This window comes from Acinetobacter sp. YH12068_T (genome assembly GCF_024606005.1).
In the GTDB taxonomy this organism is placed as follows: Bacteria; Pseudomonadota; Gammaproteobacteria; order Pseudomonadales; family Moraxellaceae; genus Acinetobacter; species Acinetobacter amyesii.
Map to the genome: position 1 here is coordinate 1,295,935 of NZ_CP094555.1, position 22,907 is coordinate 1,318,841.

General features: G+C 40.5%; 19 protein-coding genes and 1 pseudogene. 6 read left to right on the forward strand and 14 right to left on the reverse strand.

Features of this window, described 5'->3' with window-relative positions:
- Window positions 1-7: 7 nt before the first annotated feature.
- Window positions 8-1,147, forward strand: coding sequence for a YdcF family protein (locus MST18_RS06320; RefSeq protein ID WP_078188595.1), 1,140 nt, complete (start codon window positions 8-10; stop codon window positions 1,145-1,147).
- On the forward strand, window positions 1,147-2,190 hold the full coding sequence (locus tag MST18_RS06325) for an alpha/beta hydrolase (protein ID WP_111884274.1): 1,044 nt from the start codon (window positions 1,147-1,149) through the stop codon (window positions 2,188-2,190). Before MST18_RS06320 ends, MST18_RS06325 begins: the two co-directional genes overlap by 1 nt.
- Before the next feature lie 436 nt (window positions 2,191-2,626).
- Here MST18_RS06325 and MST18_RS06330 read toward each other — a convergent pair whose 3' ends face one another.
- Both MST18_RS06330 and MST18_RS06335 read right to left on the reverse strand, forming a co-directional pair.
- A complete protein-coding gene (locus MST18_RS06330) occupies window positions 2,627-4,297 on the reverse strand; it encodes an FMN-binding glutamate synthase family protein (RefSeq protein ID WP_180133134.1) in 1,671 nt (556 codons plus the stop codon).
- Between the two features lie 577 nt (window positions 4,298-4,874).
- Window positions 4,875-5,873, reverse strand: a complete 999-nt coding sequence (locus tag MST18_RS06335) for a YafY family protein (RefSeq protein WP_180023497.1) — start codon at window positions 5,871-5,873, stop codon at window positions 4,875-4,877.
- 374 nt (window positions 5,874-6,247) lie between these two features.
- On the opposite strand from MST18_RS06335, the pseudogene MST18_RS06340 reads away from it, so the two are divergent.
- From MST18_RS06340 to MST18_RS06355, 4 genes and pseudogenes are all read left to right on the forward strand, one after another.
- Window positions 6,248-7,681: pseudogene (locus MST18_RS06340) on the forward strand (circularly permuted type 2 ATP-grasp protein); the annotation flags it as partial.
- Between the two features lie 22 nt (window positions 7,682-7,703).
- Window positions 7,704-8,306 carry a hypothetical protein gene (locus tag MST18_RS06345; protein ID WP_180035275.1) on the forward strand — a complete coding sequence of 201 codons (603 nt, stop codon included), beginning with the start codon at window positions 7,704-7,706 and terminating at the stop codon, window positions 8,304-8,306.
- Complete coding sequence (locus MST18_RS06350; RefSeq protein WP_180133136.1) at window positions 8,303-9,082, forward strand: transglutaminase family protein; 780 nt, start codon at window positions 8,303-8,305, stop codon at window positions 9,080-9,082. The genes MST18_RS06345 and MST18_RS06350 overlap by 4 nt, the downstream gene beginning before the upstream one ends.
- A 17-nt stretch (window positions 9,083-9,099) precedes the next feature.
- Window positions 9,100-9,834: a proteasome-type protease gene (locus MST18_RS06355; protein ID WP_180023501.1), complete on the forward strand. Its 735-nt coding sequence runs from the start codon at window positions 9,100-9,102 to the stop codon at window positions 9,832-9,834.
- 94 nt (window positions 9,835-9,928) lie between these two features.
- Here the strand turns inward: MST18_RS06355 and alr are convergent, their stop codons facing one another.
- The 12 genes from alr to ppsA form a co-directional block, all read right to left on the reverse strand.
- Complete coding sequence (gene alr / locus MST18_RS06360; protein ID WP_180133137.1) at window positions 9,929-11,002, reverse strand: alanine racemase; 1,074 nt, start codon at window positions 11,000-11,002, stop codon at window positions 9,929-9,931.
- A 48-nt stretch (window positions 11,003-11,050) separates the two neighbouring features.
- Window positions 11,051-12,490, reverse strand: a complete 1,440-nt coding sequence (gene dnaB, locus MST18_RS06365; RefSeq protein WP_111884293.1) for a replicative DNA helicase — start codon at window positions 12,488-12,490, stop codon at window positions 11,051-11,053.
- Between the two features lie 238 nt (window positions 12,491-12,728).
- Entirely contained in the window at window positions 12,729-13,175 is a 447-nt protein-coding gene (gene rplI, locus MST18_RS06370; RefSeq protein WP_078188585.1) for a 50S ribosomal protein L9, read from the reverse strand.
- A 9-nt stretch (window positions 13,176-13,184) separates the two neighbouring features.
- On the reverse strand, window positions 13,185-13,412 hold the full coding sequence (gene rpsR / locus MST18_RS06375) for a 30S ribosomal protein S18 (protein ID WP_004278792.1): 228 nt from the start codon (window positions 13,410-13,412) through the stop codon (window positions 13,185-13,187).
- 12 nt (window positions 13,413-13,424) lie between these two features.
- Window positions 13,425-13,811 (reverse strand): 30S ribosomal protein S6, encoded by a 387-nt coding sequence (gene rpsF / locus MST18_RS06380; protein ID WP_004696436.1) that lies wholly within the window; start codon window positions 13,809-13,811, stop codon window positions 13,425-13,427.
- Window positions 13,812-14,330: 519 nt separating this feature from the next.
- Window positions 14,331-15,209 carry a heme o synthase gene (gene cyoE / locus MST18_RS06385; RefSeq protein WP_180023503.1) on the reverse strand — a complete coding sequence of 293 codons (879 nt, stop codon included), beginning with the start codon at window positions 15,207-15,209 and terminating at the stop codon, window positions 14,331-14,333.
- A 10-nt stretch (window positions 15,210-15,219) separates the two neighbouring features.
- Window positions 15,220-15,546, reverse strand: coding sequence for a cytochrome o ubiquinol oxidase subunit IV (locus MST18_RS06390; RefSeq protein WP_078188582.1), 327 nt, complete (start codon window positions 15,544-15,546; stop codon window positions 15,220-15,222).
- Window positions 15,546-16,166 carry a cytochrome o ubiquinol oxidase subunit III gene (cyoC, locus tag MST18_RS06395; protein WP_078188581.1) on the reverse strand — a complete coding sequence of 207 codons (621 nt, stop codon included), beginning with the start codon at window positions 16,164-16,166 and terminating at the stop codon, window positions 15,546-15,548. The genes MST18_RS06390 and cyoC overlap by 1 nt, the downstream gene beginning before the upstream one ends.
- Window positions 16,167-16,170: 4 nt before the next feature.
- Window positions 16,171-18,159 carry a cytochrome o ubiquinol oxidase subunit I gene (cyoB, locus tag MST18_RS06400; RefSeq protein WP_078193968.1) on the reverse strand — a complete coding sequence of 663 codons (1,989 nt, stop codon included), beginning with the start codon at window positions 18,157-18,159 and terminating at the stop codon, window positions 16,171-16,173.
- 3 nt (window positions 18,160-18,162) lie between these two features.
- Window positions 18,163-19,230, reverse strand: coding sequence for a ubiquinol oxidase subunit II (cyoA, locus tag MST18_RS06405; RefSeq protein ID WP_078193967.1), 1,068 nt, complete (start codon window positions 19,228-19,230; stop codon window positions 18,163-18,165).
- A gap of 301 nt (window positions 19,231-19,531) precedes the next feature.
- Window positions 19,532-20,314 (reverse strand): RDD family protein, encoded by a 783-nt coding sequence (locus MST18_RS06410; protein ID WP_180133138.1) that lies wholly within the window; start codon window positions 20,312-20,314, stop codon window positions 19,532-19,534.
- 82 nt (window positions 20,315-20,396) lie between these two features.
- Window positions 20,397-22,775 (reverse strand): phosphoenolpyruvate synthase, encoded by a 2,379-nt coding sequence (gene ppsA / locus MST18_RS06415; RefSeq protein ID WP_111884281.1) that lies wholly within the window; start codon window positions 22,773-22,775, stop codon window positions 20,397-20,399.
- Window positions 22,776-22,907: the final 132 nt, after the last annotated feature.

Here is a 22,907-nt window from a genome sequence, read left to right on the forward strand (position 1 = left end):
TAGATTTATGCATAAAACACATTGGATGGTTCGCTTAGTACAAATTGCTGCAGTGCTATTTGTACTTTTGGGCTGTCTAATGATTTTTATCTATACGCCGTTTTATTCTAAATTGATCGTTAAAAGTTTAAATTATTTCGTTCCTGTAGAAGTCAATCAGCTCGCAGCGCAAAGTCAAAAACTCGGCGCCTTGAGTGATGATGATAACTATGAGCCGGGTTCTGACTTATGGATAGCGCGCCAAGCGTATTTAAAACTCATGGAGCAAGCCATACAGTCTGATGAGCCTCAAGATTTAACCCTTATACAAGCACGTTATAAGGCGTTACAGCAGCTCATTGAAGAAGAACATGAAAAAGAAAAGAATGATAGTCAAAAGGACATACCGAAAGTACCTCTGCTGAATCCTTCTGCGTCCGAGGCGGCTTCTTCTGAAGCATTGGCGGAAAATCCTGCTCAAAAAATGAAAGAGCTGCTTGAGCTCAATAGTGCGGAAAATAAAGGACTGATGACTCAATATACCGAGTTCTTAAAAACCCATGAAATTGAGCAAGCGGCTTCAGAAGCGGAACCGATCGATGATGAAACTTATCTTGATCTTGCCAAAATGAAAGATAAAACCCTGAAGCAGCCAACCGCAGAGCCGTATGCGATCGTGGTGTTAGGTGGTGGTTTAACCTTAGATAAAAATGATAAAGATATCGTAGTGAATGACTACACACGACTTCGACTGGAAAAAACACTCGATGTTGAACGAGCCAATAAGTTACCGATTGTACTGAGTGGTGTAGAAGCACCGTATATGCAAGCATGGTTAAAGCAATATGATGTCGATGCGAAATTGCTAGAAGACCGCAGTATGAATACATGCGAAAATTCGCGTTTTAGTTCGTTGCTTTTACAGAAAAAAGGCGGAGCACCGACGGTTATTTTAATCACCGACCAATATCATATGCCTCGAACACGTCGTTTATTTGCATTAAATGGTATCGAAACAATTCCTGTTGTTGCACCTATGCCAACAACATTAACTACATGGCGACCAAGTGAAAAAAATTATGACCATAGTCGTCGTGCTAATTATGAATTATTAGCCACCTTACGTGATGTTTGGTTTGGCTCAAGTGACTGTCGGGAGGTCCCATAATGTCAGATATCCCATTTCTTAATCCTTCGATCCTTAAACAATTAGATCTTCCTGTTCCAAGTCGAGAATTAACCCCACAAGTATTAGAACCGCTGAATTTAAATCGACCGTTTGAGCCTAGTGTTGAAATACAGTCATATCGACGACTTTATGGTTTAGATGCCTTGAACTGTGAACATTGGCAAGGCTATGTAGAAATGCCTTTGTTCAAATTACACGTACAAGTGTTTCAACCGAAACTGAAAACTGAAACGGATGTCATTAAAGGCACTGTATTTTTATTGCATGGTTATTTAGAGCATAGTGGAATATATCAGCCGATTATTCGTGAACTCTTAGATCAAGGTTTTAGTGTTTTAACCTATGATTTACCGGGGCATGGTCTAAGTAATGGATCGCCAGCCAGTATTCAAAACTTTGATCATTACCAACAAGTTTTGGAAGCGGTATATCGTTATGTGAAACATGCGGCTCAACTACCAACCCCATGGTTAGGGATTGGGCAGAGCACGGGTGGAGCGATTTGGCTGCATCATCTGTTAGATTTTGCTGAACATCGCAAAAACCCTTATGTCGAACGGGTTTTATTATTATCTCCGCTGATTCGTCCTGCAAAAACAGCATGGTGGCATAACTCGGTGGGATTAGGCATTATTCGTCGTATTAAACGTGAAGTGCCACGTCATTTTAGACGGAATAATCACAACCCTGAGTTTTTACGTTTTGTCCGTTTAAAAGATCCTCTACAACCTCGAATGATGGGCATGGACTGGATTTTGGCTATGTCAAAATGGATGCAGGAAATGGAAGAACGACCAGCGTGCCGTATTCCAGTGTGGTTAGCGCAAGGCGCACAGGATCAAACTGTAGATTGGCGTTATAACATTGAGTTTATACGTCGTAAATTTCGTTTACAGACGCTTCTCATGCTTGAAGAAGGTTCGCATCAGCTGATTAATGAACGTGCCGATATTCGTGCTGCATTAACAGGTTTGATCCCGGCATTCTTGCATGCTCAATCCAACAGTAAGTCTTATTACTAACTGATGTTACGCACAAACATCAGGAGCGTAATTTGATTTAAATAAAAGTACGATACGCGGGAAGGTCATCCGCAAGTGTTTGAGACTGGACTACTCCTAATCAAAAATGTTTTTGCTATACTTTGAATAATTTGACGCTAGTGAACGAGTTTTGTCGGTGAGGTGCATTGCACCGCAAGATGGTTTCCTTGCGAAGCTTTGCTTCTCATTTTGCCTAAACAAAAGTACCTCCAGCCGAAGGCTAATCCCTTTATTTAAGCCCTAGATGTAAGACTACGTCGAATAGGCTTAAAAATTATTTTAAAAATGCGTATTTACTTTTACGCGCGTAACATCAGTTACTAATTGACGATTGAGCACAGCCTACCTTAATCAGTGTGATGGATCTAGACGAAAAAAAAGAGGCGTAGTCGCCTCTTTTTTTTGGGTGGAGGAATCAGAACTTTTCTAGATGAGCCATATTCCACATACGGAAATAGAAGTTTTCCTCATCTTTATTTTCACAGCTGAGTAACTCCCCATCTTTTAACCAAAAATGTAGCTGTGCATAGTTTTTAATTTCACGGTTATTAATCCGCTGCGCTAGATGGTGCGCACGGATATCAGATGGATGTTGTAAACCTGCTGAGGCAATAAGTTCAGATAAACCATGCATGGTGTTTTTGTGGAAATTAAAAACACGTTCTGCTTTGGTCGGAACATGGATGGCTTTTTGACGGTCTTTGTCTTGTGTCGCAACGCCAACTGGACATTGGTTGGTATGACAGCTTTGAGCTTGAATACACCCAACTGCAAACATAAAGCCACGAGCTGAGTTCACCCAATCTGCACCAATTGCCATGGTACTGGCAATATCAAAAGCACTAATAATTTTACCACTGGCACCGACTTTGATTTTTGAACGTAAGCCTGCACCAATCAGGGTGTTATTGACAAAGAGTAGGCCTTCACGCAGTGGCGTACCCATATTATCGATCAATTCAATCGGCGCAGCGCCAGTCCCACCTTCAGAACCATCCACTACGATAAAATCAGGTGTAATCCCTGTATGTAACATGGCTTTTACGATACTCATAAATTGCCATGGTTGCCCGATACACAGTTTTAAACCCACAGGTTTGCCTTCTGACAGTTCGCGCAATTGCTGAATAAATTGCATCATTTCAATAGGGGTGCTAAAGGCAGGATGGCTAGATGGAGAGATACAGTCATGTTCACGGCTGACACCACGGATTTGAGCAATCTCTTCGGAAATTTTGTCTTTAGGTAAAATGCCACCATGGCCTGGTTTTGCACCTTGAGATAATTTGATCTCAATCATTTTGACTTGAGGGTGCTTGGCTTGTTCAGCAAAACGTACAGGGTCGAATTGACCATCAATCGTACGGCAGCCAAAGTAACCACTACCGAGTTCCCAAACAATGTCGCCACCATTTTCCAAGTGATAAGGACTAATACTGCCTTCACCGGTGTCATGGTAGAAATTGCCCATTTTTGCGCCTAAGTTTAAGGCACGAATGGCATTGGCACTTAAGCTACCAAAGCTCATCGCAGAGATGTTTAATATCGATGCGCTATACGGTTGCTTACATTGCTCATTGCCGATGTTAATACGGAATGTTTCAGGAATGGCAGGAATGCAAGGTGACAAGGAGTGATTGATAAAGCGGTAATCATTTTGGTAAACATCAACAATTGAACCAAATGGTTTATCTGCATTTTGGTTTTTTGCACGTTGATAGACCAAGCTACGTTGCATACGAGAAAAGGGCAGTGCATCTTGATCAGATTCAATAAAATACTGGCGAATTTCAGGTCGAAATTCTTCAAATAGAAAACGAAAGTGCCCCATGATAGGGTAATTTTTTAAAATCGAATGTTTGTTTTGTATGACGTCATACAAACCCAATAAGCTTAAAAGCCCAGTAATGACCCAGATACTATTCAATAAGGTTTGTGGAATAAAATATTGAATATAACGAGGGGAATAACCTAAATGAAAACTCGAAATGAGTAGGAAGATAAAAATACAAGCAAACCAAATTGAATGCCGAGAAAAAAAAGTATTTAGTAGCTTGTGGCGAATAGTTTGCGCTGGACTGGCCATATTTTGAAAAATCTTATTCAGCTCATTTGATCATAATTTGCCGAGTTTATGCACAATGCTCAAGCTTTAATTTGTTGATTCAGTGTAGCATTTATAAAAAACAACATTGAAGTTGGATGAATTTTTCATTTAAAGCCAAATCAGATAAGAAAAGCAGGAATGTTCTTTAAGAAAATTTGTGAAAAGTAGCGCGGTTCTTGTTATTTCACAGTACGCAAAATGGAGGTTAAAGTGATTTTACTTTCTAAACATGAGGTGCTGAATATGACTATGAAATCTATTCGTTATAATAATGCCGACCTAGCCTGCCTATGTCAGTAATTGATTATAGTCATGAGAAATTAGCGCTATGGCATAAGGTATTCAGCAGATACTTATGCTGTAGTTCCTTTGACCTAAACGACTAAAATTACAAAAATATTCTAAGAAATTATCCAGTCCCAGCGTTGGGACTTTTTTATGTGTTGATAATTTAAGTGAAAATCTAAGCAAAAAATTAAGTGCCAAATATTTATTATGAAATAAAAGTTGCTACCTCAAATTTAACATTTCAGGTAGCAGAAAGTCTGAGATCGGTTTAGTCATTGCGTTGTTGTACAACAATAGCGACTTCTTCAGGTTCAATTTTCTGAATCTTTTTACCAAAACTACGCAGCCACCATGTTAATTGAGAGGTAAAAGGTACTGTTGCACTAACTTCAACCGAGCCATCTTCGGTTTTTTGAATCACTTGATCTTTACTTAGCTGACTTTCTTCAAAATAAACAGCCTCTGCTTCAGACATGGTTAATTTGAGCTGAATCATTTCTGTAGGTTTATTAAAGTCTACACGGAAGCCAAGCGCTCCAGAGTCAATATAGGCATCAATATCAAAATCGACAGGGTGTAATGCACGTGAATTTAAGACCGTAGCTGATTTAAATCGATGTAAAGCAAAGGTTTGGATGTCTGTTTTGTCATGACGTGTGCACACCAAATAAATAATTGCACCTTTTTGGACCAAAGCGAGTGGATTTAAAATATAGGTCTTTTCTTCGCTTTGTTGTCCACGACCTTGATACAGACATTCAAGTTGTTTGTCTTGTAGTAAGCCTTCATAAATCGATTGTTGTGCGGCTTTTTCAACTACAGGAGGAATCAATGGCTGAGTAGCTGGCACGATTCGCACGCGGTTAATCCACTGACGGACATTATTTTGCGACGACAGACTTCGACGTGCGAGGTCAAACCAAGGATTCATTTCTTCAATTAAGCTTGGTGGAAGCAAATGTTTTAGGTGTTCCTCAACCATCATAAAGGTGACCGCCTGCGAGCTGGTCATATGTGGCAAGCTTTGAATCGGTGCATCGGAACGCCAACGCCAGCCTTGTGGCGTTGTTTTACTGCTCTCAATTGGGAAACGTAGAGAAATTTGATTTAAGTCACGCTGAATGGTGCGTAGGCTGATATCAATGCCTTCACGGTTCAGTATTTCTTGTAATTCACGAGTACCCATCCACTTACCTGTGGACAGTCGTGAAAGAATTTGCCACTGACGATAGAGGCTGTTTGACGTTTCTTTTTCTTGTGAAGACATAATCTAGTGCTTGAACTTGAACTTAAATAAATAAAATGATGCTGTGGGACACAATAAGAAATCTTCCTGCGTTAAGCAAGTCTTCATCTGAAAAAACTAAGATGATTTTAATAACGCAATTTGACACAACTTGAGCAGTTACATGCTGTACCACTTTGCAAAAATGATGCATAAATAATCAAAGAGAAGCAGCATATGTATTGATGGCATATATATTGCTTTATCTAGTTCATAAAACATGACAAAAACATGGAGTTGCTATGCTGAAAGAAAATCGTAATACAACTTCAAATGGAATTGAGGGTTATGAGGCAAAGTTGGTCAATACTTCTGTCTCTACATTAAAAAATTTACCTCTTACTCGAGGACATGCGCTGTTTAATCAATTTAATTCGAATTTTTTTAATGAAATGCGCGACAGTAAAACGGTAGCTAAAGAATCATGCCAACGGATAGAGCAGTGGTTATCACAGCATACACTTGATGAATTAAAACAACTAAATCAGGTGGCAAAACAACATTTTATCTATGAGGGTATTACCTTTACAGTGTATGGCGAAGATGAGGGCATTGAACGCACTATTCCTTATGATCTTATTCCTCGTGTGATTGCACGAAAGGAATGGAATAATTTATCACTGGGCTGTGCACAGCGCGTGAAAGCTCTCAATCTGTTTTTACATGATGTCTACCATCAACAAGATATTTTAAAAGCAGGAATTATTCCTGAACTGCAAGTCTTAACGCATGAAGCCTATTTGCCACAAATGTATATGCATGGGCTAAAAGGTAAAATTTATAGCCAAATCAGTGGCATTGATATCATACGTGATCAATCAGGCGAATTTTACGTCCTTGAGGATAATCTTAGAACACCGTCGGGTGTGTCATATATGCTAGAAAGCCGTAAGATCAGTCAAAAACTGATGCCTGAACTTTGCCAGCAAAGCAACATTATGGGGATTGAGCAGTATCCGCAGCTTTTACGTGAAATTCTTGCAGAAAATGCCTACGTCGATAACCCGTTTATCGTGGTTTTAACCCCAGGGCGTTTTAACAGTGCGTATTATGAACATGCCTTTTTGGCAAGGGAGATGGATGTACCCTTAGTGACATCGCGTGACCTTTATGTAGAAAACGATAAGGTTTATGTGAAAACCATCAAAGGTCGACAACAGGTTGATGTAATTTATCGTCGTGTGGATGATGCTTTCCTCGATCCATTATGTTTCAAACCTGACAGTACTTTGGGTGTAGCAGGGCTCATGTCAGCGTATATGCAACATAATGTGGTCATTGCAAATGCACCGGGAACAGGCGTAGCAGATGATAAATCGATTTATCCTTATGTGGATAAAATGATTCATTTCTACTTAGGCGAACAAGCGATTCTGAAAAATGTGCCGACCTATCAATGTCGTGAGCAGAACGACTTAGACTATGTGCTGTCGACTATCGAAAAATTGGTGGTAAAAGAAGCACAGGGTTCAGGTGGATACGGCATGTTGATCGGTCCGCAAGCCTCTTTACAAGAATTAAATAGCTTTAAAGATAAAGTGGCCGCAGCACCACATCTATATATTGCACAGCCGACTTTAAAATTATCTGTCAGCCCAACCCTAAGTGAGGCAAATGTTTCGGAACGCCATATTGATCTGCGTCCATTTGTATTGAGCTCTCCATATCGAACTGAAATTGTACCGGGTGGCTTAACTCGTGTCGCGATGCAAGCAGGTTCATTGGTAGTGAATTCTTCGCAAGGCGGCGGTATTAAAGATACGTGGGTAGTAGATGATTTACGCTCATAGCACTTCAGTGAAGGAGCAAAACATGATTTTATTAAACAGTAATGCAGAACATATTTTTTGGTTGGGACGTTATTTAGCACGCACTCAATATTTATGCAGTATTTTTCCATTTCAAGATGTCGATATGGCATTGAACTATGCACATGCTTTTTGTTTACCAGCCTTCGATGTCGACTCAATGAATGAATTGGTTTTAAATGCAGAGCAACCGGCGTCATTTTACAGCCAATTTAAATATGCGCAAAGTAATATACAGGACTTAAGGGGTGTACTTTCAGCAAAAAGTTATGCAGAACTCAGCCGTTTAATTCGTAATGCGAGTGATAACCCGGGTTATATCTGTGACGTGGTAACAGATTGCCAAGATGTTTTAGAGTCCGAATCTGAAGATGTATTTTTATTTTTTAGCTTAGGACAAGCCATAGAGCAGCTTGATCGCCAGTTACGCATGCAGCAGGACATTCAACACACCATTGCGAAGATTGAACATATCGTAATCGCTTTAGTTCAGTTTGGCTGGGAAAGCGTGCAAGAGGCATGGCAGGCACTAAAGCAACAACCGAATAGCCAAAATTTTTACCATTTCAGTGATCATATCCAAAATATGTTTGAGGTGGCTGTATGAGGCTCATGATCAACCATCAGACCCATTATGTTTACACTGATGTGGTTAGCAGAAGCATTCAATATATCAAAATGACCCCATCCACTAATGCGCATCAACAGGTGCAAAATTGGGATGTGAGTGTGCCGGGGCAACGTGATATGCAATTGGATACTTTTGGTAATGTGTGGTTGACCACAACGCAGAGCGAACCTTATCTTCAAATGACCATTATGGCGCAGGGCATCGTAGAGATGAATTTGAGTTCAAATGATTCAAATGCGGATGATTTAAACCCGAAATTATTTTTACAGCCAACGCCGAGTACGCAATGCGACATTTACATGAAAAGTTTTGCCGATTGTTATGTCCCTCGTATCAATCGTGTCAATCTAATTCGTTTGGCTGAAACGATCTTGGCGCATATTCCCTATGTTTCGAATCAGACATCTGTACATACTTCTGCAATAGATGCTTTTCATTATAAGCAGGGGGTATGTCAGGATCATACTCATGTCATGATCGCAATGTGTCGCTATTTGGGTATTCCTGCACGATATATTTCTGGGTATTTATTTGTACCGAATAGTAGCCATCTTGCTAGTCACGCTTGGGTAGAAGTCTATATCGAAAATAAATGGTATTGTTTTGATGTCAGTAATCAGCTATTTACACCACAATCACATATTTATGTCGCGATTGGGCGGGATTACTGGGATGTAGCTCCTGTTCGAGGTGTTCGTGATAAAGGTGGTATTGAGTCTATGAGCTCAATTGTACAAGTGTTGAGTTGTTAATCATTTGAGGGATAAAAATGACCTATTGTTGTGCATTACGATTAAAAGATGGCATGGTATTTGTCAGTGATACACGTACAAATGCAGGAGTTGACCATATTTCAGTTTTTCGTAAACTTTATACCTTTGGTATTGCGGGTGAGCGATTTATTACCATCCAAACCTCTGGGAATTTAGCTACTACACAAGCGGTCATCGGGCATTTACAAAATCAGCTAGAGGTCAAACAAGAGCCGAATTTATATAGTGTAAATACGATGTTCGAAGTGGCTGAATTGGTCGGGCATACCTTAAAAAAAGTTATCTCTGATGTCACCTCTGATATTTTAGAACAAAGTAATTATTACTGTAGTTTATTAGTAGGTGGTCAAATTGGTAGCGCTGATATGCAGCTATATAATATCTATCCGCAAGGTAATTTTATTTGTGCGACACCGGATACCCCATATTTTCAAATTGGAGAAAGTAAATATGGTAAGCCGATACTTGACCGAACTTTGCGTTACGATATGCCACTCGATGAAGCAATGCGTTGTAGCTTAATTTCTTTTGATTCAACGATACGTTCGAATGTGTCTGTAGGTATGCCTTTAGATGCTTTGGTTTATAAAAAGGACAGTTTAGAAATACCAAATGGTAAGCGCATTTATGAAGAAGACCCATACTTCACCATGATCAGTAAAGGCTGGTCAGAAGCATTGCGTCAGGGCTTAATAGAATTGGCAAAACCAACAGCTGACTATTTTCAATAACGATTTGATCAACGAATAGATCAATTTAAAAAGCGAATAAAAAAAGCGAGATAAAAAAAGCCCAGATTTGATCTGGGCTTTTTGATTTGGCTAATTAAGCTAATTTACGTACAGGGCGCGCGCTCATACGGCATAATAATTCATAGCCAATGGTTCCGTTCGCTTCTGCAACGTCATCAACTAAACGGTCTTTACCCCAAAGCTCAACTTCAGTGCCTATTGGTGCATTCATACCAGTGATATCAATCGCAATCATATCCATGGCAACACGGCCAATTACACGCGTTTTCTGACCGTGGATCGATACATAGTTTTGTTTAGGGAAGGCACGTGGGTATCCGTCCCCATAACCAATCGACACAATCGCAAGATCCATTTCTTGTTCTGCAACGAAAGTCGATCCATAACCCACAGATTCACCAGCTTGAATGGTATTTAGAGCTATGACTTCAGCGGTAAACGTCATCACCGGTTTAAGATCTAACACTTCTACAGAACGATCTGAAAAAGGTGTTGCGCCATATAGCATGATGCCTGGGCGAACAAAATCAAAATTCAGTTCTGGCCATTTGAAAATTGCAGCTGAGTTACAGCACGAACCCATGATTGGCGCACAGGCTTCTTTTACGTGTAAAAATTGTTCACGTTGTTGGTCATTTAGTGGATGATTTTCTGCGTCAGCATTGGCAAAATGCATAGTCAGTACGCAAGTAAAACCTTCCGCCTTTAATGCATTGATGACATCAATAATTTCAGACACTTTAAAGCCTAAACGGTTCATACCGCTGTTGAGTTTGACCCAAACTTTTAGACCTTGAGCGATATAGGCATCTTTATGCGCACGTAACCAATCTAGTTGTTGCTGATGATGCACCACACATTCAATTTTTTTATCGATGATAATTTGCATTTCATCATCAGAGAAAATGCCTTCAATCAAGGTAATGGGTTGTTCATAACCCAGTTCACGAATTTCTAAGGCTTCTTCTAGGCAGGCAACACCGAAGGCATCGCTGTCTTTTAAGGCTGCTAAGCAGTCTTTAACTCCATGTCCATAAGCATTGGCTTTCACCATGCTTACAATTTTAGCGGTTGGGGCAAGTTGTTTGACACGGTTTAAATTATATTGAAGTGCTTGTTGATCAATATAAACTGTAGCTTGGCGCACCCTAAATACTCCTACAGGGTCGATGAATTAATGGATGATAAAGAGTCTTTACTCTTCATCATCATACTGAGCATAAAACTCAGGGGAGAGGTTACTAAATTTGGTGTATTGACCTTCGAAGGCAAGACGCACAGTACCAATTGGACCGTTACGCTGTTTACCAATAATAATTTCTGCAGTACCTGCTTCTTTAGACTCTTTGTTATAAACCTCGTCGCGGTAAATAAACATGATCAAATCGGCATCCTGCTCGATCGCACCCGATTCACGTAAGTCAGACATCACTGGGCGTTTATTGGGACGGTTTTCCAGTGATCGGTTCAACTGTGACAGTGCAATAACAGGGCAATGCATTTCTTTAGCCAGTGCCTTTAAGCTTCGGGAAATTTCCGAAATCTCGCCAACACGGTTATCACCCATACCGGGTACTTTCATAAGCTGCAAATAATCGACCATGATACAGCCAAGTTTACCGCCGTGCATTTTGGCAATTCGGCGCGCACGGGCACGTACTTCAGTTGGAGGTAGTGCAGACGAGTCATCGATATACAAATTCTTTTCTTGGAGATGCACAATGGTACTGGTGACTTTTGACCATTCATCAGCATCCATTTTACCTGCACGTAAATGCCCTTGGTGTACACGACCGAATGATGAAATCAAACGCATCGCAATCGAATCCGCGGGCATCTCCATAGAGTAAACTAGAGCGGGCAGGTTATTATTAAACAGCACACTTTCAACCAAGTTCATGGCGAAAGTGGTTTTACCCATCGATGGACGGGCCGCCACAATAATCAAATCGCCTGCTTGCATACCTGAGGTTTTATTATCAAGTTCAACAAATCCAGTAGTTAAACCCGTGATACTGCCTTCAGTTTGTGAAAGTTCATTCAACTTATCAAAAACACTAGCAACGACAGAGTTAATAGCTTTAGGGCCTTGTGCTTTGGCGTTGTTGTTGTGTTGCTCGGCAATCGAGAAAATATTGGTTTCTGCGAGATCTAAAATTTCACTGACCGTACGACCTTTGGTGTCATAGGCATTTTGTAAAATTTCTGAGCTGACTTTAATCATGCTGCGTAAAGTGGAAAATTCTTTAATTTTTGCAGCATAAGTTTCAAGATTATAGAAACTTGAAGGTGAATCTGACATGAGTTGCATCAGATATTCTTCGCCACCTGCAGCATCGAGCAAGTTTTGTTTAATCAGCCAGTCATTGACCAAGACCGCATCATAAGGAGAGCTATCTTTTGATAGCTGGTCGATGGCACGGAAAATATATTTATGACGGGTCGCATAAAAATCAGCTTCAGTCAGTACATCACCCACTTGCTCAAAAGATTCTGCAACGGTCATCAGTGCAGCAAGCACGGCTTGTTCAATCGCAAGGTTATGGGGTGGGGTACGAAACTCTTTCAACGAACTTTGTTCTGTGGTTTTTGCTGTTGGCGTAGAGTTTGGCTTGATGGCATTCGCCTGTGACATAAAAATCCCTGATGCTGAAACCATTTAATGTGATGGAAATGGGTGCTAATTACAGTTTTTTCAACTCTTCATTGAACTGAAATGATAGGCGTTTTCTACAGAAATGCGAACAAGTATTTCCGATTAATTCGTCATACATTGAATTGAATGAAGAGTTAAAAATATAAAAAAGTTGGAGCACTATTTTTTACAGATAAAAAAAGAGCATGCGTAAGCATGCTCTTTTCTTTGCAAGAAATTACTCAGCTACGATAGTAACTAGAACTTCTGCAACAACATCATGATGCAATTGGATTGCGATGTTGAATTCACCAGTGTTGCGAAGCGCACCATTTGGTAAACGAACTTCTGCGCGGTCTACAACAAGACCAGCATTAGTTAACGCGTCAGCGATGTCACGAGTACCGATAGAACCGAATAGTTTACCTTCGTCACCAGCTTTAGCAGTGATCACGATGTTAACTTCGTTCAATTGGTCAGCACGTGCTTGAGCAGCAGCTAATACTTCAGCTTCTTGTTTCTCAAGTTCAGCACGACGAGCTTCAAATGCAGCAGTGTTAGCTTCAGTAGCAGCAACTGCTTTACCTTGAGGGATAAGGAAGTTACGGCCGTAACCAGCTTTAACTGAAACTTTATCGCCTAATTTACCAAGGTTTTTAATGCGTTGTAATAAGATAATATCCACAGCTCAACCTCACTTATGATTGTCAGTGTAAGGGATCAAAGACAAGTAGCGAGCTTGTTTGATAGCAAGCGCTAATTGACGTTGGTAACGAGCTTTAGTACCTGTAATACGGCTAGGAACAATCTTGCCGTTTTCAGTGATGTACTGTTTTAAAGTGTCGATATCTTTGTAGTCGATGTACGTAACGTTCTCAGCTGTAAAGCGGCAGAACTTGCGACGACGGTAAAAACGTGCCATGTTATGTTCTCCTTATGCTTCAGCAGAGTCTTGAGCTTGTTGTGCTTCTTCACGTTGAGCTTTACGCGCACGTTTTTCTTCAGCACTCTTAGCCAATAGTGACTCTTCAGTGATAGCGTTTTCACGACGGATGATAAGGCTACGAATGATTGCATCGTTATAACGGAACAATTCTTCTAGCTCATCAAGAGTAGTTTGACCACACTCAACATTCATAAGAATGTAGTGAGCTTTGTGGATCTTGTTGATTGGGTAAGCCAATTGACGACGACCCCAGTCTTCAAGACGGTGGATTTGACCTTCAGCTTCTTTGATGTGAGTTAGGTAACGTTCTACCATACCCACAACTTGATCGCTTTGGTCTGGATGTACCAATAGTACGATTTCGTAGTGACGCATTGTCAGCTCCTTACGGTTTAGGCAGCCCCAATCATTAATTGATTGAAGCAAGGAGTCACAACCAAAGTTGTGTCGCAAAGTTTGCGAAGCGTGAATTTTAGAGCGTTTAGGTTTGAAATACAAGGCATACACCTAAAAAGGCTTAATTATTTTGTGGTTTAATGACTATCTTTAATACACAGCTAGAATCGGATGCAGATTGTAAAATAGGAGATATGTTTTCAATTGCGGGGAGCTTATCTTGTATTTGATGAGTTACGATCATATAGACGTTGTAATGATATAAATTTGATTTAAATTAAAGATCTTTTGTCATATTTGATTGTAGATATCGATTTGAATGCTAATACGAATATGAAATATTTTTGTACTTGTCTGAAATCTATTGTACATGGGTGGATATAGGGAGAATCAGCGTTAAAACAGTTTTAGTATGTATAGCAGTATTTCGACTTAAATTTTTGCTTTGCATTGAAGATGCCTAGAAATAAAAAAAGATAGAGTAAAACTCTATCTTCTTTAAAAAAATACAATTGGCTTTAGAGGGGCAGTGGAAGTAAAACTAAAAATTAAACTAATCACTGTGATCAATTTGACTGAAAACATGAAATATTGTTTTGCCCAAATTTGATCATCTTCAGCTTTGAATCCTTGAATGGTCAGATAAATCCAATAAAGACTTAAGGCATTTAGGACAATCATATAAATCCAATTTGCATAACCAAAAAAGAATAAACCATTCATGGTCATGCAGAACAAAAACACATAAACCAAAGACTCAACTTTGGTACGGTGAATTGAACGAGCTACAGGTAAAATTGGAATTCCTGCATTTTTGTAGTCATCAAATCGGTAAACTGCAATTCCCCAAGAATGAGGCATTTGCCAAAATGCATAACCAATAAAAATCAGTAATGCACCTAAATCAAACTGGTTTGCAACAGCCGTATACCCGATTACAGGTGGCGCTGCGCCAGAAAGACTGCCGATAATGGTTTGATGGATTGTTGTTCGTTTTGTCCATAAGCTATAAAAACCAACGTATACGACAAAACCAATAACAGCAAAAAGAAAAGCGTAAGCATTTACCCAGAACCATAAAATGCTAAAACCAATTACACCTAAAACTAAAGCAAAAACTAAAGCAACAGGAATCGAAATTGATTTTTTTACCATCGCACGATTTTGTGTGCGTTGCATTTTTGAGTCGATGTCTTGGTCAATAACGTTATTGACAACACATCCAGAAGCGACCACAAAGAGGGTGCCTAAGAGGGTAAGAAGCAACAGGAGGAAATCTACAGAACCTTGGGCAGCTACAAAGTAGCCACCCAAAGCGGTAACAAAGTTACCAAAGAGAATTCCTGGTTTAGTCAGGAATAAATACTTTTTCAGCATGACGACCAGTTTAGATCATCATGTTGAAGTGAAGGTAGTTCATAATCCACACAGAACCTACTAAAAGGATAGCAATTGTGAGGATTGTATAAACAAATGCAATCACGTTCCAGCGTTGCTCTGAAGAAGAGTTCATATGCAGGAAGTAAACTAACTGAATAAGAACCTGAGCAACCGCAGTAATCGCGATTACGGCAACCAATAGACCACGGCTAAAACCACCTGCCATTACCATACCGAATGGAATTACGGTAAGTAGAACAGAAAGGATAAAACCGATTGTATATTGTTTAACGTTACCGTGAGCTGCACCAGCAGAGTTATGATCGTGACTCATTAGATAACTCCCATCAAGTAAACAACGCTGAATACACAGATCCAAACGATGTCAAGGAAGTGCCAGAACAAGCTTAGGCAAGCAAGACGACGAGTGTTTGGAAGTGTCAAACCATATTTCTTGATTTGGAACATCAACACAAGCATCCATACCAAACCAGAAGTTACGTGAATACCGTGCGTACCAACCAAAGTAAAGAACGCAGATAAAAACGCACTTGTGCTTGGGCCATGACCAGCATGAACTAAATGATTGAACTCATAGAGTTCCATGCCAATGAAGGCTGCACCAAATACCCAAGTAACTGCTAACCAAGTTAAAACTTGACCAACATTTTTCTTGTATGCTGCAAGAACAGCAAAACCAAAAGTTACAGAAGAGATAAGAAGGGCGAAAGTTTCAGTTAAAACGAAACCTAAAGATTCACCAAACAGCTCTTGTGCACTTGGCGTACCCACTGGAACGTGGCTACTTAATACAGCGAACGCGATGAAGAGTGTCCCGAAAAGAACCAAGTCACTCATCAAGTAAGTCCAGAAACCAAAGACAGTGATGTCAGTATCATCGTGATGATGATGTTCGTCATGTCCGTGGTTGTCGTGATGAAGTACTTCAGCCATTGTCTTAGTCCTTCTTCAAATGTTTTTCAAGAAGCGCGTAGCGTTCATTTTCAATACGTTCAACTTCTGCAGCTGGAACATAGTAGTCAACTTTCTTAGTGAAAGAAGAAACGATGAAGCTGATAATTGAAGCAATGAAAGTTACAACGACTAACCACCAGATATGCCAGATTAATGCGAAGCCCATAACTGTAATAAACATTGCAATTACGAAACCTGCCGCACGGTTAGTAGGCATATGGATGTCTTCGTATGTAGTTGGCTTAGCGTAAGCAACACCATTTTCTTTGTCAGTCCAGAAAGTATCAATACCATTGATCTTTGGAAGATAAGCAAAGTTATAGAATGGTGAAGGAGATGAAGTAGCCCACTCAAGAGTACGACCATCCCAGATATCGCCAGTAACGTCCATGTTGTCTTTGCGTTGAAGGAAACCAACAACGATTTGCATAACAAAACAGAAGATACCGATAGCAACCAATACAGAACCAAATAAAGCGATCGCTAAGTATGGATCCCATTCAGGGTTGTCATATGTATTCAAACGACGAGTCATACCCATGAAACCAAGGATATAAAGTGGCATGAATGCAAAGTAGAAACCGAAGAACCAGAACCAGAACGCTGCTTTACCCCAAGTTTCATTTAGTTTCCAACCAAACATTTTTGGCCAGTAGAAAATGATACCCGCGAACATCGCGAACACTACACCACCAATAATTACGTTATGGAAGTGAGCGATAAGGAATAAAGAGTTGTGTACTAAGAAGTCCGCTGGTGGAACTGCCATTAATACGCCTGTTAAACCACCAATACCGAAAGTCACAAGGAAGCCAAGTGTCCAAAGCATTGGAGTTGTATAGGTGATGCGGCCCTTGTACATGGTGAATAACCAAGAGAAGATTTTCACACCAGTTGGGATCGCAATGATCATGGTCATGATACCGAAGAACGCGTTAACGTTGGCACCAGCACCCATTGTAAAGAAGTGGTGAACCCATACAACTAGTGAAAGAACACCAATTGCTACAGTTGCGTACACCATTGATTTATAGCCGAACAACGCTTTACGTGAGAACACAGCAGTAACTTCTGAGTAAATACCAAAAGCAGGTAATACCAAGATGTAAACTTCTGGGTGACCCCAAGTCCAAATCAAGTTTACATACAACATTGGGCTACCACCCATGTCATTTGTAAAGAAATGGAAGCCGAAGTAACGGTCAAGTGAAAGCATTGCAATAGTCGCAGTCAAAACTGGGAATGTTGCAACGATAAGCACTACAGTAACTAATGCAGTCCAAGTGAAAATAGGCATGTCCATAAGTTTCATGCCAGGCGCACGCATTTTGATGATGGTAACGAAGAAGTTAACACCAGTAAGAAGCGTACCTAGACCAGAAACCTGAAGTGCCCAGATATAGTAGTCTACACCTACACCTGGAGAGTATTCGATGCCAGAAAGTGGAGGGTAAGCCATCCAACCTGTTGCAGCGAATTCACCAATTGCAAGAGAAGCCATCATCAAGCCCGCAGCGCCGGCGAATAACCAGAAGCTAAGAGAGTTTAATAATGGGAATGCTACGTCACGTGCACCAATTTGAAGTGGTACAGCAACGTTCATTAAACCAACAACTAGACCCATTGCTACGAAGAAGATCATGATTACGCCATGGGCAGTAAAGATCTGGTCATAGTGTTCTGGGTGTAAGTAACCTTCACCGCCACCTTTTGCAAGGAACAGTTGAAGACGCATCATAATCGCATCGGCAAAACCACGCACAAGCATGACAATTGACACGAGGATATACATGATACCAATTTTTTTATGGTCTACAGATGTGAACCATTCGTTCCACAAGTAGCCCCATTTTTTAAAGTAGGTGATACCAGCAACAATTGCGATACCGCCAAGGATCATCATTGCAACAGTAACCAACACGATTGGGTCGTGTGGAATTGCATCTGGTCCTAACTTACCTAATAAGCTCATGTCTTATTCCCCTGCAACAGTCGCATGTTCAACGCCTGCATGAGCTTCAGAAGCAGCAGCTTCGTGTCCAACAGTAGCTGTATGATCAGCACCGTGGTAGTTGCTCATGTATTTGTTAATCACTGATTCGAACAATTTAGGTTCAACTGAAGAATAGTAAGTCACTGGGTGTGGCTTAGTAGGGTAAGGCTTCATTGCTTCAGCTAAAGCCTTCTCTTCAGGAGTAGTTGCTTTGGCAACTAAAACTTCGATCTGGTGTTTAGAACGGTTGCCGTCACGTAAGGTTGCAAATTCAGCTTGGTCTAAAACAGTTTTTTGAACCGCTTCAGGATTAACTGAAGAACCATTACCAGCTTTAACAGCAGAAACCCATTCAGCAAACTGAGCATCAGTCACAGCATGTGCACGGAAGCGCATTTGTGAGAAGCCATAACCTGAATAGTTAGAAGAGAAACCACGGAAGCCTTCAGCAGGACTAGTTTCATCAGCTAATAAGTTCAAGTGAGTTTGCATACCTGCCATAGCATAAATCTGACCACCTAACGCCGGAATGAAAAATGAGTTCATTGTGAAGTTAGATGTTAAACGAAGGCTTACAGGAGTTTTCTCAGGGAAGCGGATCTCGTTTACAGTCGCGATGCCTTGTTCAGGGTAGATGAAGATCCATTTAAATTGTTCAGCAATAACTTGAACAGTTAAAGGAGCTTTATCTGACTCGAGTGGACGGTAAGGGTCATACTTGTGGGAACCCCACCAAGTTAACCAAGCTAAAATAGCGATAATAATTACGGGAATACCCCAAACTACAACTTCAATTGCAGTCGAGTGTGCCCAAGTAGGTGCATAGTCTGCATCTTTATTTGACGCGCGATATTTCCAACCAAACCAAAGAGCCATAAGTGCTGATGGAATAACTACCAACAACATTAGGTAGATCGCAGTAAGCATGAGGTTTGACTGACCTTCAGCAACTGGACCTTTTGAGTTTAGAAGTACCATATCACCACCACACCCAGTTAAGAGTGCAGCGATCGCAGATAAAGACAATACAGCTAAAATTGTTTGTCTCATTTTACAACCTCGGTGAAGAGTCCCATTCCCTAATTTTTAAAATTGGGATAGCGAATAAAGTGTCGCATGATTGTGATTTTTCAGATATGAAAAAAAGTTCACAATGATGTGACACCGCTACGTTGTAGGGCATTATGCCTGATATCGGCAAACTAAGCTATACATAAAGATGCTTTAAATGACTGTATTAAAACCCTATTTTGTTGGTCGGGATTGTGTTTTTTTTATCTGAATTTTATTTTAATTTCAATGTAATGCACAAAAAAGGGATGAGAAATTCATCCCTCAATAAAAGTGAAAGTTATTGGTTTATTACCTTGGTTTTTGCTAACTTGTCATGCAAAGTTTGACGCTTTTTGCCGAAAATAAAAACGGAATCAATGATTGCGCTTAAAGGCATCGATAAAAAGTTCAGAAAAATAAATAAAACACTACGTAAAGTGAAGCCACGCATGAGGTTTACAGGTTGGCTGGTTTCGGCATCTACGATTTTAATTTTGGTGATTTTTTTACCAATACTTTGACCAGATTTAGCAATCAAATACGCTTGAATGAAAAGCATAATGAAGAGGTAAGCAAACATTGCAATCCAAGCTTGGTTGGGAAACATCTCAACCATTTGTATTTGTAGTGCTTGTAAAACATTAGGGTCAGCATTTGGGGTCATCACAGCTTGCATAAACTGTTCATTTAGATTGGCAAATTGTGTCTTTTCACTTGGATTAAAAAATGCCGTTAAGATAAAAGTTGCCGGTATCCAAAGCAGTAAATCAACGATCTTAGCCAAAACACGTTTAGGAATACTTGCTAGGCTAGTTTGCAATTGTACAGCCTGAGGTTGTGTGTAGGTATTTGATGGCGTAGTTGTAGTTTGATTTGATTCGAATGCTGTCGGTGCTATATAACCTGCAGGCATATAAACCAACTGACCTTGAGTGAGTTCACCCAAAGCTTTCCATTCGGTCATACCTTGGTGCCAAACCAAGTCCGTGAGTAACACTTGTTGGCTCGCGAGCATTTGGTTAAGTTGTTCTAAGGTATAGGGACCAGCTTGTTGGTTATTTCGTGCCAAGTAAATCTGCATAAAACTAAAATCTCAAAAAACGTCTGTAAAAGTATAAATAAAAAAAAAGACCCACATGTGGGTCTTTTTTTAACACAGTTTATTAAGCTTGTTGAGCTTTTTCTTCAGAAAGGAAGAACCAAGTGTCTAATACTGAGTCTGGGTTAAGCGAAACAGACTCAATGCCTTGTTCCATTAACCATTTAGCTAGGTCAGGGTGATCTGAAGGGCCTTGACCACAAATACCTACGTATTTGCCAGCTTTACGACAAGCATGGATTGCCATAGAAAGAAGTGCTTTAACGGCTGGATCACGTTCATCAAATAGGTGAGAAACGATACCAGAGTCACGGTCTAGACCGAGTGTTAATTGAGTTAAGTCGTTTGAACCGATAGAGAAACCGTCGAAGTGTTCAAGGAACTGTTCAGCCAATAATGCGTTAGTTGGAAGTTCACACATCATGATCACTTTAAGACCGTTTTCACCACGTTTAAGACCGTTAAGCGCTAACAATTCAATAACACGTTTCGCTTCAGCAACAGTACGTACGAAAGGAATCATGATTTGAATGTTAGTTAAGCCCATTTCGTCACGTGCTTTTTTCAGTGCGCGGCATTCAAGTTCGAAGCAGTCACGGAAATTGTCAGACACATAACGGCTTGCACCACGGAAGCCAAGCATTGGGTTTTCTTCTTCAGGTTCGTATAACTTACCACCGATTAAGTTTGCATATTCGTTTGACTTAAAGTCAGACATACGAACAATCACTGGTTTGTCAGCAAACGCTGCAGCAAGTGTAGAAATACCTTCAACTAGTTTTTCAACATAGAATTCGATAGGAGATGCATAACCCGCAGTACGTGACATTACAGCAGCACGAGTTTCACGTGGTAGGCTGTCAATATTAAGCAATGCTTTAGGATGTACGCCGATCATACGGTTGATGATGAACTCAAGACGAGCAAGACCAACACCTTCGTTAGGAATTTGAGCAAAGTCAAATGCGCGGTCAGGGTTACCTACGTTCATCATAATTTTGAACGGAAGTTTAGGCATAGATTCGATAGAATTACGTTGGATTTCAAAGTCCAAAGCACCTTCGTAAATAAAGCCTGTGTCACCTTCAGCACAAGAAACAGTCACTTCTTGACCGTCAGTCAATACTTCAGTCGCATTACCACAACCTACGATTGCAGGAACACCAAGCTCACGTGCAATAATCGCAGCGTGACAAGTACGGCCACCACGGTTAGTGACAATTGCAGCTGCACGTTTCATTACTGGTTCCCAATCTGGGTCAGTCATGTCAGATACAAGTACATCGCCGTCTTGAACTTTGTCCATTTCTTTGATTGAAGTCACAATACGAACGCGACCAGAACCAATGCGTTGACCGATTGAACGGCCTTCACAAATCACATTACCTTTTTGCTTAAGCAGGTAACGCTCCATTGTGCCTACGTTTTGGCGGCTCTTCACAGTTTCAGGACGTGCTTGAACGATATAGATTTGGCCATCATCGCCATCTTTCGCCCATTCGATGTCCATTGCTGAACCGTAATGGTTTTCAATGATCAATGCTTGTTTAGCAAGTTCTTGAAGTTCGTGGTCATTTAAAGCGAATTGTTGACGATCTGCTTTTTCAACGTCTACAACAACCACTGATTTACCAGCAGCGCCTTCTTCACCATAAATCATTTTTTGGTGTTTAGAACCAAGGTTACGACGTAATACAGCGTGTTTGCCTGCATTTAAAAGTGGTTTAGATACATAGAATTCGTCAGGGTTAACTGCACCTTGTACAACCATTTCACCCAAGCCATAAGAAGCTGTGATGAAAACTGCGTCGCGGAAACCAGATTCTGTATCTAGTGTAAACATTACACCAGCAGCACCTGTTTCAGAGCGAACCATACGTTGAACACCAGCAGATAACGCAACAACGTCATGTGCGAAGTTTTGGTGTACACGGTAAGAAATTGCGCGGTCGTTATAAAGTGAAGCAAATACTTCTTTAATCGCAATAAGGACGTTGTCGATACCACGGATGTTCAAGAAAGTTTCTTGTTGGCCGGCAAATGAAGCATCTGGTAAGTCTTCTGCTGTTGCAGATGAGCGAACGGCAACCGCGATATCAGGGTTGCCGTTTGAAAGAGCTGTGAAAGCCTCACGAATTTCTGTTTCAAGTTCAGCAGTCAGCGGAGTGTCTACAATCCATTGACGGATTTTTGCACCAGTTTCAGCAAGTGCATTTACATCGTCAACATTGAGTGCAGCAAGTTCAGCGTTAATTTTAGCGTTTAGGCCACTTTGCTCGAGGAATTCACGATATGCTTGAGCTGTAGTAGCAAAACCACCAGGAACAGATACACCAGCATTTGCTAGATGGCTGATCATTTCACCTAATGATGAGTTTTTACCACCCACGAGTTCTACGTCGTGTTTCCCTAATTTTTCTAGACCAATTACGCGCGCTTCCAAAGTTGTTACTCCACTTTTGCAGTATTAATCACTATCTTGGCATGAAATTATAACAAATTACTTAGCATTCTAAATTTACTAAGTGACAGTCATGTAAGATGGTTTACTATAAAGATTATATAGCACTAAGAC